The organism is Methanobrevibacter millerae (assembly GCF_001477655.1).
GTDB classification, from domain to species: domain Archaea; phylum Methanobacteriota; class Methanobacteria; order Methanobacteriales; family Methanobacteriaceae; genus Methanocatella; species Methanocatella millerae_A.
The window spans coordinates 1,239,796-1,254,746 of sequence record NZ_CP011266.1 but is presented as its reverse complement, the minus strand read 5'-3'; the positions used below and the strand labels follow the sequence as shown (position 1 = coordinate 1,254,746).

At 28.0% G+C, this 14,951-nt stretch carries 18 protein-coding genes and 1 tRNA gene; 12 read left to right on the top strand and 7 right to left on the bottom strand.

Translation table 11 applies throughout. The annotated features are described in order from the left end of the window. Positions 1 to 584: 584 nt before the first annotated feature. A complete protein-coding gene (locus tag SM9_RS11965) occupies positions 585 to 758 on the bottom strand; it encodes a hypothetical protein (protein WP_232299191.1) in 174 nt (57 codons plus the stop codon). A gap of 400 nt (positions 759 to 1,158) precedes the next feature. On the opposite strand from SM9_RS11965, the gene cas2 reads away from it, so the two are divergent. The 8 genes from cas2 (at position 1,159) to SM9_RS05540 (ending at position 6,636) form a co-directional block, all read left to right on the top strand. Further along, a complete protein-coding gene (cas2, locus tag SM9_RS05575) occupies positions 1,159 to 1,434 on the top strand; it encodes a CRISPR-associated endonuclease Cas2 (protein ID WP_058739197.1) in 276 nt (91 codons plus the stop codon). 77 nt (positions 1,435 to 1,511) lie between these two features. Next, positions 1,512 to 2,429 carry a CRISPR-associated endonuclease Cas1 gene (gene cas1 / locus SM9_RS05570; RefSeq protein ID WP_083495845.1) on the top strand — a complete coding sequence of 306 codons (918 nt, stop codon included), beginning with the start codon at positions 1,512 to 1,514 and terminating at the stop codon, positions 2,427 to 2,429. A gap of 280 nt (positions 2,430 to 2,709) precedes the next feature. Next, positions 2,710 to 3,432: a tetratricopeptide repeat protein gene (locus tag SM9_RS05565; protein WP_058739196.1), complete on the top strand. Its 723-nt coding sequence runs from the start codon at positions 2,710 to 2,712 to the stop codon at positions 3,430 to 3,432. A 369-nt stretch (positions 3,433 to 3,801) separates the two neighbouring features. After that, the gene (locus SM9_RS05560; RefSeq protein WP_058739195.1) at positions 3,802 to 4,185 is read left to right on the top strand and encodes a hypothetical protein; all 384 of its coding nucleotides are present in this window, start codon (positions 3,802 to 3,804) and stop codon (positions 4,183 to 4,185) included. Positions 4,186 to 4,233: 48 nt separating this feature from the next. Next, complete coding sequence (locus SM9_RS05555) at positions 4,234 to 4,428, top strand: hypothetical protein (protein WP_058739194.1); 195 nt, start codon at positions 4,234 to 4,236, stop codon at positions 4,426 to 4,428. 695 nt (positions 4,429 to 5,123) lie between these two features. After that, positions 5,124 to 5,528, top strand: coding sequence for a hypothetical protein (locus SM9_RS05550; protein ID WP_157064670.1), 405 nt, complete (start codon positions 5,124 to 5,126; stop codon positions 5,526 to 5,528). A 27-nt stretch (positions 5,529 to 5,555) separates the two neighbouring features. Next, entirely contained in the window at positions 5,556 to 6,371 is an 816-nt protein-coding gene (locus SM9_RS05545; RefSeq protein ID WP_058739192.1) for a hypothetical protein, read from the top strand. A gap of 52 nt (positions 6,372 to 6,423) precedes the next feature. Continuing rightward, complete coding sequence (locus SM9_RS05540) at positions 6,424 to 6,636, top strand: hypothetical protein (protein WP_058739191.1); 213 nt, start codon at positions 6,424 to 6,426, stop codon at positions 6,634 to 6,636. Between the two features lie 501 nt (positions 6,637 to 7,137). Here SM9_RS05540 and SM9_RS12575 read toward each other — a convergent pair. The 3 genes from SM9_RS12575 to SM9_RS11960 are packed head-to-tail and all read right to left on the bottom strand — an operon-like array spanning position 7,138 to position 7,514. After that, positions 7,138 to 7,218 carry a HepT-like ribonuclease domain-containing protein gene (locus tag SM9_RS12575; RefSeq protein ID WP_394326121.1) on the bottom strand — a complete coding sequence of 27 codons (81 nt, stop codon included), beginning with the start codon at positions 7,216 to 7,218 and terminating at the stop codon, positions 7,138 to 7,140. A 43-nt stretch (positions 7,219 to 7,261) separates the two neighbouring features. Beyond that, entirely contained in the window at positions 7,262 to 7,384 is a 123-nt protein-coding gene (locus SM9_RS12485; RefSeq protein WP_269744800.1) for a hypothetical protein, read from the bottom strand. Then, positions 7,374 to 7,514 carry a hypothetical protein gene (locus tag SM9_RS11960; protein ID WP_157064669.1) on the bottom strand — a complete coding sequence of 47 codons (141 nt, stop codon included), beginning with the start codon at positions 7,512 to 7,514 and terminating at the stop codon, positions 7,374 to 7,376. Before SM9_RS11960 ends, SM9_RS12485 begins: the two co-directional genes overlap by 11 nt. A 233-nt stretch (positions 7,515 to 7,747) precedes the next feature. On the opposite strand from SM9_RS11960, the gene SM9_RS05535 reads away from it, so the two are divergent. From SM9_RS05535 to SM9_RS05525, 3 genes are all read left to right on the top strand, one after another. After that, positions 7,748 to 8,740, top strand: coding sequence for a DUF3089 domain-containing protein (locus SM9_RS05535; RefSeq protein ID WP_058739190.1), 993 nt, complete (start codon positions 7,748 to 7,750; stop codon positions 8,738 to 8,740). Between the two features lie 357 nt (positions 8,741 to 9,097). After that, positions 9,098 to 10,024, top strand: a complete 927-nt coding sequence (locus SM9_RS05530) for a glycosyltransferase family 2 protein (protein ID WP_058739189.1) — start codon at positions 9,098 to 9,100, stop codon at positions 10,022 to 10,024. Next, positions 10,014 to 10,409: a GtrA family protein gene (locus SM9_RS05525; RefSeq protein ID WP_058739188.1), complete on the top strand. Its 396-nt coding sequence runs from the start codon at positions 10,014 to 10,016 to the stop codon at positions 10,407 to 10,409. Before SM9_RS05530 ends, SM9_RS05525 begins: the two co-directional genes overlap by 11 nt. Before the next feature lie 77 nt (positions 10,410 to 10,486). Here the strand turns inward: SM9_RS05525 and SM9_RS05520 are convergent, their stop codons facing one another. Together SM9_RS05520 and SM9_RS05515 are read right to left on the bottom strand one after the other, a co-directional pair. Further along, positions 10,487 to 12,010, bottom strand: coding sequence for a glycosyltransferase family 39 protein (locus SM9_RS05520; RefSeq protein WP_058739187.1), 1,524 nt, complete (start codon positions 12,008 to 12,010; stop codon positions 10,487 to 10,489). Between the two features lie 206 nt (positions 12,011 to 12,216). Then, entirely contained in the window at positions 12,217 to 13,023 is an 807-nt protein-coding gene (locus tag SM9_RS05515; protein WP_198144451.1) for a polysaccharide deacetylase family protein, read from the bottom strand. Positions 13,024 to 14,012: 989 nt separating this feature from the next. On the opposite strand from SM9_RS05515, the gene SM9_RS05510 reads away from it, so the two are divergent. Beyond that, positions 14,013 to 14,086: transfer RNA gene (locus tag SM9_RS05510), tRNA-Lys, on the top strand. A gap of 352 nt (positions 14,087 to 14,438) precedes the next feature. Here SM9_RS05510 and SM9_RS05505 read toward each other — a convergent pair. Further along, positions 14,439 to 14,777, bottom strand: coding sequence for a hypothetical protein (locus SM9_RS05505; protein ID WP_058739186.1), 339 nt, complete (start codon positions 14,775 to 14,777; stop codon positions 14,439 to 14,441). Between the last annotated feature and the right edge of the window lie 174 nt (positions 14,778 to 14,951).

Sequence of the window (14,951 nt, the reverse complement as noted above, 5' to 3'; positions counted from 1 at the left end):
ATGATTATCTGCAAAGTACTCTTGGGTTTTCAGTTAGCTAATTTTTGCTGCTCGTACTTTTTAATAATCATTTTTTCAAGATGCAATTAATGCTTTATTTATCTGTCTCATTGCTTAATTTTGCAGTTTACATCTTATTTACACGCCAAGACACTTATAACATCAGATCATTATTCTGAATTTTCATAACTTCAATCATATTTTTGCTGTAAAGTGTCTTAAACAGGAAAATATTGATAAAGCCCGTATGGATTAGTTTAGATGTAGTTATTAGTTGCAATAATGACTATGGTCAACTGTTTTTAAAATTAATTATTCAATCCACAGTCTTCTGATTGCAGATAGGACATCACTACTTACCTGTTTGTTATTAATTCTTATTTTTATCATAGTATTTAAAGTTTACTAAATTGTATTGGCTTTAAAAAATTGTAGTGACTATGAAAAATTGCTTTCAGAGAAACATAGTATTTATAGTTTATTATTTGCAAAAAACAATTATTATATATGATAACTATTTTTGATTGAAAATTCAAAAGCAACCCGAAAAAAAGAATTGAAAATACATTAAAATGTATTTTCGCTTAACTAAACCAGTTTACAATAGTTATAAGAATATTTTCTCCAGCTTGTTGTATCTGATTTAAATCCATGTTTATGGATCTTTTAGTCAATTCATTTAACATATATTTGTATAATTCCGGATTTGTGCATACTTTATCCAGTCCCATACTATGTGCAGCACGTTCCATACCCATGTATGCCCAAAAGCGTGGCCCACCCCAGATATATCCACTACACATGTCTGCAAAATATATTGCACATGCATCAGGATGTTCATCAAGATACTCAAAAAAGCCTAAATCATCAAGTAATTTAACATATTTTTGACCGGCATTATTAATAGCAGTTTCTGCAGCTCCGGATGCTTCGGCTGAGTTTATTGGAACAGATGTGCATCACATTAATTTTTTATACAATGCTTTTATTATTCAGAAAAAATGTTTATCTAATTTTTATTCCGTTTAAGTTAATCAAATTATGCCGACTTATAAAATTGTTGCGGCCTTGAGTAATTCTTTTCGTTGGAACACGTAATTTATTATTTTCTATTTGAAGAATTAAATAATTTAAACATTGAAAAATATATGTTAATTCATGTACATGTTAGCCAGTTTTGATTGTAAATTCAAAAGCAATCGGGAAAATATTGAAAATATCTTCCAGCATTATGGACTTAGAAAGATTCAAAGTTCATTATATGCAGGAAATTTGAATAATGATGAGCGTAAAGACCTGTGTGAAAATATATCAAAAATCATTCGGGAATATGATAATGTGTTGATAATTCCCATATGTCAGAGCTGCTATTCAAAAAAGGAAATATGCGGCAGAAAAATCAAGTTTAGGGATGAGCTTTTCAGGGTGTATTAGATGAAAATAGTAATAGACGGCTATAACAAATCAATTCACAAAAAAGATAATCAGATTGCCTACATGAAAAGGATGAAATATTAGACTCAATCAAAGCCAGTAAAATTAATGACATTACCATTATTGGAAAAGGTTATGTTACCTTTGATGCACTAAATTTAATGGCTGAAAATAACATTAAACTAATAGCTATTAATCCACGTGGACAGCTTACATACACTCTTGAATCGCCAGATGCAGCAAATGTCAAACTCAAAAAAGCACAATATGATTTGAGTGAAAACAGTATAGGTATCAGAATTTCAAAGGAACTTATAATATCAAAAATGAAAAATCAAAAAGCGACATTGACAACGCTTAACAAAAATAAGCAACTAAAAAGAGTTTACAGTCATCACCTAAAAATAGATGAATACATTTCACAATTAGACGACTTGACAATTAATGGAAATAATGAATTATTGAAAATGACCATTATGGGACTTGAAGGAAAAGCATCAAATGAATATTGGGCAGCAGTTAAATACTTTGTACCAAAAGAAATTGGTTTCAGCTCAAGGACAAAAAAGCCAACAGATCTGCTCAATTCAATGCTTAACTATGGTTATGCAATACTCGCATCAGAAATTACAAAAAGCATATTATTAAACGGTCTTGATCCATACTGCGGATTTCTGCATTTTGACATGAACAATAGAACTAGTCTGACATTTGACCTGATAGAACCATTCAGACAACAAATAGTGGATAAAACAATAATCGGCTTGGTTAACCGAAAGCAGGTAACATTAAATGATATTGACAAAAGAAACAATACCATAAAACTTGAAGCAAGAAAAATAATAATTAAAAAGATTCTCTCAAAAATCTACTCAACAATCACATACGATGGAAAAATAATTAGTTACAGTGATTTGATTAGAAAACAGAGCAAAAAAATTGTTGATGTATTATTAAATGGTGACGAATTTAAGGGATTCTATTTGCATTGGTGAGGAAATGTATCCTATTTTTTTAGGAAAAAAGGATGTCCTCAGAAATAGATAAAATACTTCTATTTTCAATAGTATTTTTTAATGTTTTTGAGGAAACCTGCCAAAAAAATTGATGAAAAAATCATGTCCTCAAAACATTTTTCAAAGAAGAAAAATAAATACATTAAATAGATATTTAAAGAAAAATTAAGTAATGTTTAAAACGAATGTTTTTTAGAGAAATATTATAAACAAATAAGTATAGTATGATTATAAATCAAACTGTATTGGGGGTTAATTAATGGATTTTAATAAATTATATGTTATTCCAATTATATTTTTAGTTTTTTTCTATTGTTCGAAAGGTCTTTCTTTAGAATATATTATCATTTTATTAATTTTTACATTAATTTTTGTTTATATTATCATTCAGTACTTTTTTGATAATAAATTAGTAAATTACATTACTTTCTTAGTTTTGTTGTTAAATTGTTTTCTTTCATTTTTTAATAATGATTGGTTAATTTTTATTATAATGATTATATTATTAGTTTATTTATTATTTTTTAAAATAGGAGATATTTTATACAATTTAGCTAATTTATTTTATAATCGTGCGAATAATATTTCTTTAATGTTTTGTAATTTGGCAATGAAATTTGGTGTTAATCAATCTGATATTTTTAAGATGAAAGGAGATATCTTATTGGAAAAAGAGGATTATGAAGGGGCTTTTGAATGTTATAAACATGTTTTGTATTTTGAAAATGATTCAAATACTATTAATGACATTGCGGTATCATTAGAATATATGAAAAAATATGATGAAGCATTAAATTATTATGATAATTCATTAAATATTAATCCCAACAATGTATTAACATTAAATAATAAAGCAATACTTCTGATTAAACTAAAAAAATATGATGAAGCATTATCGATATTAAATAAAGTTTTAAACATCGATGAAAATAATATAACTGCTATGGAAAATAGAAAAAAAATAATAAATAAAATTAAATAATATTTTGCTTAAAAATCTAATCATATTATGGATTGTGAGGATGTGGGTAATGCAAGTAGTGTTTGGAAGTTTAATTTTGCTACAAGTTTCAGTTTAATAGAGCAATTAGTGGGAAATAATGTTGTTTAAAACGAATGTTTTTTAGAGAAATATTATAAACTGAGTTAAGTAAACAGCATGGAGAATATCATACAATTTTATTAACTCCTAAAGGTACTAACGGAGCATTTATAGAAGAAACATTACGTAACTTTGATGGAAATGAGCATTTAATGGAAGAAGTTTTAGTTTATTATATTAAATATGAAACGTTATATATGAATTATCTAACTAAAACTGCAGTTATTCGCATAAAATGAGTTGTTTTATATGCAATGTAGAAAATATGAACTTAATAAAGATAAAATCAATGATTTCATCGATGATTTTATTAATTTAGATGATTGGATTCCTTTTGTTATTGAGATTAGTCATCCTACTTTATATTATGATCAAATTCATAATGCTCAAGATAAATCTGCATTAAGTAAAAAACAATATGATCATGTGGCTATTAGAGATGAATACCAAAGAAATCACGAATATATTGAAGAAACTGATGATTGGGAAATTGAAGAATTTCTTAATAAATATCCTAAATTCAAACCATTATTCAAAGTTAATGAAGAATTTGAATATGGATATTATAAAAATAAACATCAAAGAAATGGCAATTCCATTTCTAGAACTTTAAGAAAGATTTTTGCTGTTTAAAACGAATGTTTTTTAGAGAAATATTATAAACGATATGGTTGTGAAATTATGACTGATTTATTACAACAAAAAAGAAGAATGAATTGGTATAATCAAGAAAAAGTAAATAATATGAGCTTTGGAGATTCAGAATGGCCTGAAGCTTGTAAAATTCTTGATGATCCAGATATCCCTAAAGAAGTTAAAGAAAAAACTTTGGATGATTATATTGCACAATTATTCAACCGTGCAGGTGTTGAATAATAATATTATTTATTATTCCATTATAAAACGTTTAAAACGAATGTTTTTTAGAGAAATATTCTAAACTATGTTGGTGAAGAAAGTAAATATATATCTGAATTAGACTTTTATAATGCAGTCAAAGTTAGTTCTGATTATCCAACTGCAGAAAATGTGAGGGATAAGGAGATGAAATAATGAGTGAAAAATATCCAATGACTTTTGAAGAATTTGATAAAAGAGTTAGGGAATTATTAATAGATGGATACTCTGAAGAAGAAAAAAAAGTACTTTAATATGTTTAGATGTCCTTCTTGAAGAAGATCCTGATTTCATAAAAAATTTATATCGCTCAGCATGCGGATATTATGATAGAAAAGAATTAAATTGGGATAAAATATTTGATGATCCTTTATTATTATCCCGACCAGTTTCTACTTTACAGATGTTATGTTGAATACTTAAAATTGATTAAAAAACACAATATTTAAGTTTAAAACGAATGTTTTTTTAGAGAAATATTCTAAACGTAAACAGCATGGTGAATATCATACAATTATATTAGCTCCAAAAGGTACTAAAGGAGCTTTTATTGAAGAAACATTACGTAATTTTGATGGAAATAAACATTTAATGGAAGAAATTTTAGTTTATGATATTGAATATGAAACATTATATATGAATTATCAAACTAAAACAGCTATTATTCAAATAAAATGAGTTGTTCAATAATGGAATGCAGAAAATATGAACTTAATAAAGATAAAATCTCTGAATTTATAGATGATTTAATTAATTTAGATGATTGGATTCCCTTTGAAGTGAATATTAATCATCCTACTCTTTATTATGATCAGATTCAAAATGCTAAAGATAAATCTGCATTAAGTAATAAACAATATGCTCATGTGGCTATTAGAGATGAATATCAAAGAAATCACAATTATATTGAAGAAACTTTAGATTGGGAAATTGAATTGTTTCTTAATAAATATCCTCAATTCAAATCATTATATAACATTAATGAGGAATATGAATATGGTGTAAATGATATTGATTCTAAAAAAAGCATTAATCCTTTTTCTAGATTGTTGAATAGTTTAAAACGAATGTTTTTTTAGAGAAATATTATAAACTGAGGTTAATTCATGATTTTAAAATATTTTAAATTTTTTACTTATGATGATTTTAAAAATTTTTCCAAAAGGGAGTGTTGGGAGTATTTTATTTTATATACATTTCTACCACTAACTCCTTTGTATATATTTTCTATTTTTCATCTTAGTATGTTCATTATTATTTTTACAATTGTTTTATTGTTAGGAACTGGAGCAGTTGGTGCTGTGCCATTTGTTGTAAGAAAATTAAATTTAAGAGATTTTTCAATGTTTCATTCGGGTTCGCCATATGAGGATGGTGCAAGGGTTTTTATTATTTTTGCGCCATTTATATTTAGTTTTTTTAGTTTTTTTGGTTATTATCTTAATAAGCTACTGCTAGGAATGTGTTTTGGTTTAATGTTTACAATACCTTTTATTTTAATATTTTTTAGATTCAATACATTTAATGACATAAGTTGTAAAAAAAATGATGAAATAGTTTTTGGATATCATCCAGGTTTATATTTATCTTTTGATAGTATATTGGCTTTAATTGTATTTTTAATATTTTATCGTGTAGATTTACATTATTGTACTAAAGTATTATTAGTTTTGATGACTTTTATTTTTCAATTTATCTCATTATTTCCAGATAAAATTAATATCTATTTTCCACTTGATATTCAAACAAAAAAAGGAGCAATTGTATTTATTGGAAGTTTATTGTTGATATTTTTATTATTGATTAATATATTTCAAATAAATATTGTTTTTAACTTTGATGTTTATTCAATCTTAAGATTGGTATTTTTTGTTGTTTTAGCAGTAATTGTGAGTAAATGGTATTTTAATAAGAAAAAATAAAACGGAGGATAATAATATCATATTTGATGATGAATGGCATAATATAGATTTTATGGGTGAATTTGCTTTATTTGCTTCTTCAGTAGCTGTGATGACAGTTATAGAATTAATTTTAATAGGAAGTATTTTATTCCCATTATTTTTGTTCCTAGGGGTATACAATTGGATTAGCAATTTAGTTGGAATTGCTCTTAAAAGTGATGTAAATGGAGGAGATTATGGAAAAGTAGTTCATGATTCATTAACAAGTATTGTTTTAGTTTAAAACGAATGTTTTTTAGAGAAATATTCTAAACGAAGTAGTAATGATGATTACAGCTATAATAACTGTAATCATAGAAATTTTAAAATATAAAAAAGATGGGTGATAATATCACTTCATCTTAAATTTTATATTTTTTTTACATATAATATATCTTTAATCCATATTATTTAAAATATTATGTTCGTAAGCAACTTAACAAGTATAGCTATTAGCACACTATTATTAATAATAGTAATAGTATTATCCATAATAGCTAACAAAAAACCAGAACACAGGCCCATAATAATGTTTAAAACGAATGTTTTTTAGTAAAATATTCAGAACTGTAAAACCCTGTTTTTTTCTTTTTACACCATATTTTTATGCTATTGGCATTATTTTCTTCCACATAAAAATACTTATTATTACATCTTTTGTTTAATCTCAATTAAACTATTTTTCAACTCAGGAATACGATCAACCAAAACATTCCATAAAATAACAACATCCATATTATCATACTTAATGAGTAGTAATATTTCTCATACCCTTAATATCCCTCCAAGGAATATTATCATACCTCTCTTTAAACTCATCAGACAACCTGCAACATTCTCACCAATTTGAACAATGCACATACTAGATGCTAACTGATAAACTCACATGTAATAAAAACATCATAATCATAATCAATACTATTTAAAATATCCTCTATTTTCAAACAATATTCTATGATTCTTTGAACATAATGTGAATCTCTATTTTTCATAAATTAACACCACATCTTTACTAATATTCTCTAAAAAATCTTTATTATTAGAACCTGTTGTTACAACATCAACATTACATTCTAAAACATCTTCCAGACTATTATATAAATAATATTTTTTTCCATCCATTTTGAATCACCATTGAATATTAATAACCCGAAATGCATTTTGAATGCCATTCAGTTAATATTATATATAATAATGGAACATATAAAGTTTTTCGAATGTAAGCACATACTTTCTCTTTTATTTTGTTAAAGCAAATGTTATTAATTGAAATATTCTCCAATCATTCATTAAAAACATTAATTAATTATTATATAAGCAATATAATTAATACATAATTGGAGGTATTTAAAAAAATGCAAAATGAAAAACAGAATTATAAAGTTACGAATTTAGTAGGAGTTCCTACTGATTATTCTGATGAAAACAACTGGGCAATTCTGCCTGAAAACACAGACCAAGATGTAGATACATTTTTTATTTATCCGACTGTGTATAACAACCCTGAACCTGATGCTCCAAAAATTGTTCCTGTCGAAGACCCTATGCTTCGTGCAAATGTGAATGATTTTTATCTTGATATACCTGTACTTTTTGAGGAAATGACAAATCTTTATGAGCCTTTTTATCGTCAAAGCAATCTTTCTGCATTTTCAGGAATGACATATGATGAAATCATTGAGTTTCAGTCTCGTGAACAGAGGACAGACCTTTATGCTGCATTAGACTACTTTTTTGAGTATTATAATAATGGACGTCCATTTATTCTTGCAGGACACTCTCAGGGATCTTTAATGATTAAGATTGTGCTGCGTGACTATTTCAAAGAGCATAGCGAATATCTAAATCGTATGGTAGCAGCTTATGCGATTGGATTTTCTATCACACCAGATGATTTAAAAGCAAATTCCGCTTTGAAGTTTGCCGAAGGCCCGGACGACACTGGCGTGATAGTATCATGGAATACAGAAGGGCCTGAAAATAAAAACGAAAAAAATGGTGTCGTTCTTGAAAATGCCATTTCAATCAATCCTTTGAACTGGAAAAGAGATAACACTTATGCACCTCCATCTGAAAACATAGGTGACCGTATTCCTATTATGGAGCCGGGAAGCGATGAAGTATCCGAATTTAAAGTTCACAAGCCTGGTCTTGCAGATGCACAGATTGACCTTGAAAGGGGTGTAGTGGTCTGTACTACTTTAGCTGAAGGATATATAAAATCTTTCACACCTGAAACAGAGAATATATTCGGACCAGCAAGTCTTCATGAGCATGATTATGCCGCATATTGGGACAATATTCGTGAAAATGTTAATACAAGGATTAATGCATTTTTAGATAAATAACTAAGAAAGATATGTAAAATAATAATCAGTTGTCAGTAACGTGTCTTCTTCTGGAGATTTAATTAAGTCAGTATTTGTTTCTAACTATTATTTGAATTTCCAGAAAGATTTTGTATATCCATCTGCAGTTTTCATAACATTTTTTCCGTTTTTCTATTTTTTTAATTTTTCAAGTAATTTAATAAAATTAAGCTGCTTAATAGTCTGTTCATCTGATAGGTCATATTTAAAAAAAGTAAGGAGCCATCTTTTAAAATGGAATTAATCATGCATACATGAATGAAAAATTAATAAAAATAGTTAAAAATAATTATTAATTAAAAATTATATATACCAACAATGATATATATTTTTAACATGAATTTATTGAGTGTAGTTGTACCGTGTTATAATGAAGAGGAATCTCTCGAATTTTTTTTAGATGAAATTCAAAAGACGTTAGCAGACTATAATTATGAAGTCATATTTATAAACGACGGTTCCGAAGATAGTACTTTAGAAAAAATAAGAAATTTAGCAAATTCAAATCCAAATGTCAAGTATATTTCATTTTCAAGAAATTTTGGAAAGGAATCTGCAATCTATGCAGGTCTTGTTAATGCCACAGGCAATCTGATATGTCTAATTGATGCCGACCTTCAGCACCCGCCATACCTCATTCCTGAAATGATTGATGCAATTTCTGAAGGTTATGATGTTGCAGCAGCAAAAAGGGTTTCAAAAAAGGGAGAACCTTTTTTCAAAACATTAGGGTCCCGTTTCTTTTATAGGCTATTTAATTCCATTTCCAGCATGAAACTGATACCTGGAGCAACCGATTATCGTGTTATGACACGCCAGGTCACCGATGCAGTACTGCAGTTGAGCGAATACAACAGGTTTTCAAAAGGAATTTTTCAATGGATCGGCTTTGAAACAAAGTGGATAGAATATGAAAACATTGAAAGGGTTGCTGGAGAGACAACATGGTCAGTTTGGAAACTGTTTATGTATTCCATTGAGGCCATTACTTCATTTACTACACTTCCTCTTACAATATCAATATACCTGGGATTCATAATTTCAGTGCTTGCATTCATTTACCTGCTGATTATTATAATAAAATATCTCCTATATTCAGACCCTGTTCAGGGTTTTGCAACAACAATGTGTACAATATTGCTTTTGGGAGGTATACAATTGATTTCAATCGGAATATTAGGCAAGTACCTGAAAAACACATACAATGAAACAAAGAATCGTCCGATTTTCATAGTTAAGGAGACAAATATTAATGATAAGTGATTGGATAAAAATTGATAGGGAACTAATATTGTATGTGGTTTTTGGAGCTTTCACGTTTTTTGTTAACCTCATAAGCTATTTTTTCTTTGCAAATATTTTAGGCATCAATTATCTGGTTTCAAATGCTATAGCATGGTTTTTATCAGTACTTTTTGCATACATAACCAATCGAACTTGGGTGTTTGAAAGCAAAAGCCCGCATATCCTCAAGGAGATGTCTCTCTTTTTCAGCGGCAGAATATTTTCCGGTGTTGTGGATATGATTTTGATGTATGCATTCATAGATCTTCTCGTGTTTGACAGCTCAATATCAAAAATTGTCGTTCAGGTAATTGTAATAATTTTAAACTACATATTCTCAAAACTGATTGTATTTAAGGATTAGAAATCGTATTGTATGTGATGGATAGCTGTTCTGATTTATGTAAAATTTAAAAAAAGAGGGATTAAATCCCCAATAGATTAATTTATTGTTTTTTTGATTTCAGATTCATTGACTGTAAGTCTGGATATCTCAATTCCCTGGTCAGACAGCAGTGTGGTCTTGTTGATTTGTGTAGTTAAATTCAAATCTCCCCAGGTCATTATGTTGACCAGATAGAAATGTCTGTCAGTATTGTTTATGACAAGGCCGGGGATATCTTTTTCCGATGTATCCGTGAAGTTAAAGTTCTCATGCAGCTTTTCCATAGTCTTATCAAAGACATAGGTATATTTGATACAATATGTGTCTACCCTGTCGGAAAAGTCCAGGAAATATATAACTCCATTCGGTCTGGCCAGTATAAGTGAGGCATTTTCATCCTGAGTGATTTCATTGAAGAGGTTTTCTTTAGCCATTCCCTCATCATACATCGTAAAGTTGGTGCTTATCATGTATCCTGTTCCCACTATCAGAAGCAGACAGACAAGAGCAAATGAATACATCATTATCTTTTTGTCTTCAATCTTATTTATTAGAATTGAAATTGAAAGCCATAGAACTGCTGCTGCAGGAATCAAATACCTTGCAAGCAGGACCGGCTTGTATGTGAGAGACACTATCAGAGCAATTAATATTGTTCCAACATAAACTCCAAGACCTGTTAGAAGATAAAAGTTGTCCACAGTGTATTTTTCCTTCAGTTGCTTTTTATACATGTATATGATAGCAATCAGGATCAGAATCGCAATAACTGCAAAGAAGATGTTATTGCAATATGCATAGTATCCTAAGTCCTCGATAAGTGAATTAACTGTAATTCTAGGAACCCAAAACCCATGGTGAATAACATTTAATTGAGCAAAGAGAGTCGAAATCCAATAGGAATATAAAAGAACCCCTGCCACTATAGAAATACAAAGATTCTTAATCTGGCTCCTGTTTTTAGTAAGCACGTAATATATTAAGATTAAAAAAAGGCACACTGCAGAAATAGCTGCAAAATAATGTGTATATGCACATAACACAGATGCAATCGTAACAATCGCCCAGTACTTGAAATTTCCTTTAGTATAAATTTCCTTTGTATAGATAAAAGCTATAAGCATAAAAAGAATTGCCCAGCTGTACATTCTTGCTATCAGGAAATAAAAGAAAAACTGGCTCATGACACCAAGTGAGAACATAAAGAGTCCTGCAGTCAGCCATCCGTAATCTTTTCTGATTTTAACATATGAAATAACCATGATAATTGCATATGGAATTATTGAAACCACCCTTACTGCATAAATGCTATGGGAAGAGACTCCAAAATAGCCAAAAGCAGTCATTGCAAACTTAAGTATCAGATAATATAATGGGGGATGGACATCCGCTGCAGTGAGGCGTATCATTTCACTTACATCAAAATTAATAAGTGTCAGTGTAAAGTATTCGTCAACATGAAGTATGAGATGGTCAAGTGGGGTTACAAGCATGTAAATAAGTATTATAAAACTTAATGTGAAAAAAAACTTTCCAACAATATCTTTATTTTTATTATTAAATTCTATATTAAAGCCCATAATAATAGATTAGTGATTGAACATATTAAATATTTTCTAAAATTTAATTGATGTTTTTTAAAATTAAAACATGGATGAATTGAATTAATTTCTATAATAATATAATAATAATTAAACAAAAGAAAATTTTATAAAGTTTAATTATTATTTTTTTAAAAAAAATCACAAATGTTTAAACAAAAAAACACTACATATTTTAATTGAATTTATCTGATGGAATCAACGAACTCACTGTATGTAATAAATGTATGATTTTGTTCTTTAAGCATTTTGATTAAATAATCCAATCTTTCTACCATCTTTTGACCACTGTTTCTTTTTATGATAAATGGCATCTTAAATTCAGGGTGATCATTTAACTCATAGAATTCCCACGGATGGAAATATGTGGTAAAATATTTGTCTTTTTTTAAGGTTCTACGAACCATCCAGTGGTAAGCCTTTTCAGGGAGATTGTGCAATGACAGCCAGAAAAGAGGAAATCTTACCCCTGGAGTAACTGAAGCAGGGATTTGAACTACACCATCCTTTTCAAAATATGTTCTGGGAGTATCCAAGTTCATATATCTTCCGGGAATGAATGCGGGGTTAAGAGATGAATTGTATGCATATCCCACCCTTTTGATTTCGCTGTCTTTAACCGGGAACATTCTTGGCTGGCGGTAGCCTTTAATTTTAGTGTTTGTTATTTTTTCTAAAATTTCCTTTGATTTTGCAAAATCCGTTTCCTTCGGTTCGAAGTGGTCAACTCCATGGGATGCAACTTCATGGCCTTCTTTTAGTATTCTCTCCATTGTTTCAGGAGCGTTCATGGCAAAATTCGCTGTGCAGAATAATGTGGCCCTAACATCATTCATTTTAAGGATATCCAGAATGATATTTGTACCTTCAACAGACACTTTCATGCCTTCCTCAAGCGAATAGTCGACTCCGTGCTCCCTAGGCACATCGAACTCCTCAATATCAAAACTTAACAGTATCATCATTTCCCTTACATCAAATGTTAAATCCATAATTATGAATCTGTAAAAAATTCAAGTTAAAATAACTATATGAACTTATTAAAATCAAAGTATATAAATTTATTTATTAAATTGATTAATTAAATAAAAAATATAATAAAAATAAGTAAAATAATCCTCTAAAATCAATATTACTCTGATATGAGAAAAGTTTAATATTTAAACATGTTATTTAATATTAAAAAATTTTTCCATCTGCAAAAGACTTATCAAAAACTTTGTTTCAAACCCATTAACTATCAATATCACAAGGATTTTACACAAAACAGCCATAGCGCAATTATTGATAACAAAAAAATTCAGACCATTAAATATTATTTTTTTAGAACACAATCATGAAAAAACAAAAATTTAAGTCCACCATATATATCACAAAATATTCTTTAATCAAAATTTTTATTTTCTTTGATTAAATCAATGAAAAAGGTGATTATTCTTTGATGAAAATGAGATATGATATATTTAATTAATCACTTTTTTTAAAATTCGAAAGGGAATTACATTTCATCATATGAAATATTCCAAAAAAAGAAAAAGGGAATTAAATTCCCCTTAAGAAGTTACTTTTACTGTGTTTGCAATATTCATTCCATTATAACTTGATGTTATAATCACATATATTTGTCAGTAATATTATAAATAGTATTTATAATTTAATAATATTTTTTTAAGGAATTTAATGCATTTTTTTATAAAAGAGTATTTTTTAGTGTTTTGAAAAAATAGAGGGTAATTCATAATTATTTCGTTTTTTAGGAAATTCAAAAATCAAAAGAATGTTAAATAGACAATATTAAAAAAATAGACACAACTATCTAAAAGCACTAAAAACTTGACAATCCCGATTAACATTGCACTAATTTAAATAGATGAACATACATAATATATTATTAGATATAAAAAATTAATTTGAAGATGATTTTTTTAAATCCTTTTTGATTTTATTTTTTATATGCTTTGTTAAAAATATTTTTTCAGTGGGGCCCGTAGCTCAGTCTGGTAGAGCGCTTGGCTCTTAACCTTGTTGTCGCGGGTTCAAACCCCGTCGGGCCCATTTTTTATTTTGTAATTCAATTATATGAATATTCATTTTCTTTATTTACAACATTGCCCAATTAATAATCCCGCCATCAAATTAGATTTTCATCACATATTATTTTTTTTAATAACTAATAATTGAAATATCATACCCTAAAAATAAAAATCCTCGAGCAAACGAGAATAAATCGCCAACTAGAAAAAAATCAAACATACAAAATAAACAGCACCAAAATGGTAAAAACATTTAGAAAAATAAGAATAAATAAACAAAAATAAAAGATAAAGCAGATGATATTAAATATCATCAAAAAACATTAGTTTTAATGTTAAATTAAAATTGGGGTTTGTTTATAGGTAAACAGTTATTATTTAGTTCCCTGTTCAATAATTTCCAACCCAAGTCCTTCCTGAATTCTTTTCAATGCTCCTTTGGCGGATTTTTTAGCAAATATTTGACTAGAACCTTCTAAACTGGATTCACCCAGGAATCCAAAGTCTCTAACCCAAGATTCTAGTATAATTGTATCATTTTCAAAGGTGTATTTAATTAACTGTGGAGATGTGACTATTCCGGCTCCATGTTGATAAAATTCCTCTCCATTCTTTTCTCTTTTTTTGTATTTGTTCTCTTTTAAGATTCTCAATATTGTTTGCTCTTCATCTTCTCTGTTTGTACTTTTAAATTTAAGATAAGTTCTTGACATTATTCTAATTTTTATTGTTAAAAATATTTAAAGTTATACTCTCTTTTGATTATTCAAAGATGTGTTATATAACATTTACAGAGCAATACAAATATTTTAAAAATGGTTTCTACAAGGTTAAAAATTTCAAAAAATAATTTGTACTATTTTTTTAGGAAATTATATAATTATATA

Excerpts from the sequence above, each read along its gene's own strand:
- SM9_RS05520 (WP_058739187.1), bottom strand. The coding sequence starts at position 12,010 with ATGGGCTTTAATATAGAATTTAATAATAAAAATAAAGATATTGTTGGA.
- SM9_RS05530 (WP_058739189.1), top strand. The coding sequence starts at position 9,098 with ATGAATTTATTGAGTGTAGTTGTACCGTGTTATAATGAAGAGGAATCT.
- SM9_RS05525 (WP_058739188.1), top strand. The coding sequence starts at position 10,014 with ATGATAAGTGATTGGATAAAAATTGATAGGGAACTAATATTGTATGTG.
- SM9_RS05505 (WP_058739186.1), bottom strand. The coding sequence starts at position 14,777 with ATGTCAAGAACTTATCTTAAATTTAAAAGTACAAACAGAGAAGATGAA.
- SM9_RS05565 (WP_058739196.1), top strand. The coding sequence starts at position 2,710 with ATGGATTTTAATAAATTATATGTTATTCCAATTATATTTTTAGTTTTT.
- SM9_RS12485 (WP_269744800.1), bottom strand. The coding sequence starts at position 7,384 with ATGAAAAATAGAGATTCACATTATGTTCAAAGAATCATAGAATATTGT.
- SM9_RS05555 (WP_058739194.1), top strand. The coding sequence starts at position 4,234 with ATGACTGATTTATTACAACAAAAAAGAAGAATGAATTGGTATAATCAA.
- SM9_RS05560 (WP_058739195.1), top strand. The coding sequence starts at position 3,802 with ATGCAATGTAGAAAATATGAACTTAATAAAGATAAAATCAATGATTTC.
- SM9_RS05550 (WP_157064670.1), top strand. The coding sequence starts at position 5,124 with ATGAGTTGTTCAATAATGGAATGCAGAAAATATGAACTTAATAAAGAT.
- SM9_RS05540 (WP_058739191.1), top strand. The coding sequence starts at position 6,424 with ATGGGTGAATTTGCTTTATTTGCTTCTTCAGTAGCTGTGATGACAGTT.
- SM9_RS05545 (WP_058739192.1), top strand. The coding sequence starts at position 5,556 with ATGATTTTAAAATATTTTAAATTTTTTACTTATGATGATTTTAAAAAT.
- SM9_RS05535 (WP_058739190.1), top strand. The coding sequence starts at position 7,748 with ATGCAAAATGAAAAACAGAATTATAAAGTTACGAATTTAGTAGGAGTT.
- SM9_RS05515 (WP_198144451.1), bottom strand. The coding sequence starts at position 13,023 with ATGGATTTAACATTTGATGTAAGGGAAATGATGATACTGTTAAGTTTT.
- SM9_RS11965 (WP_232299191.1), bottom strand. The coding sequence starts at position 758 with ATGGGTATGGAACGTGCTGCACATAGTATGGGACTGGATAAAGTATGC.
- cas2 (WP_058739197.1), top strand. The coding sequence starts at position 1,159 with ATGTACATGTTAGCCAGTTTTGATTGTAAATTCAAAAGCAATCGGGAA.
- SM9_RS11960 (WP_157064669.1), bottom strand. The coding sequence starts at position 7,514 with ATGGATGGAAAAAAATATTATTTATATAATAGTCTGGAAGATGTTTTA.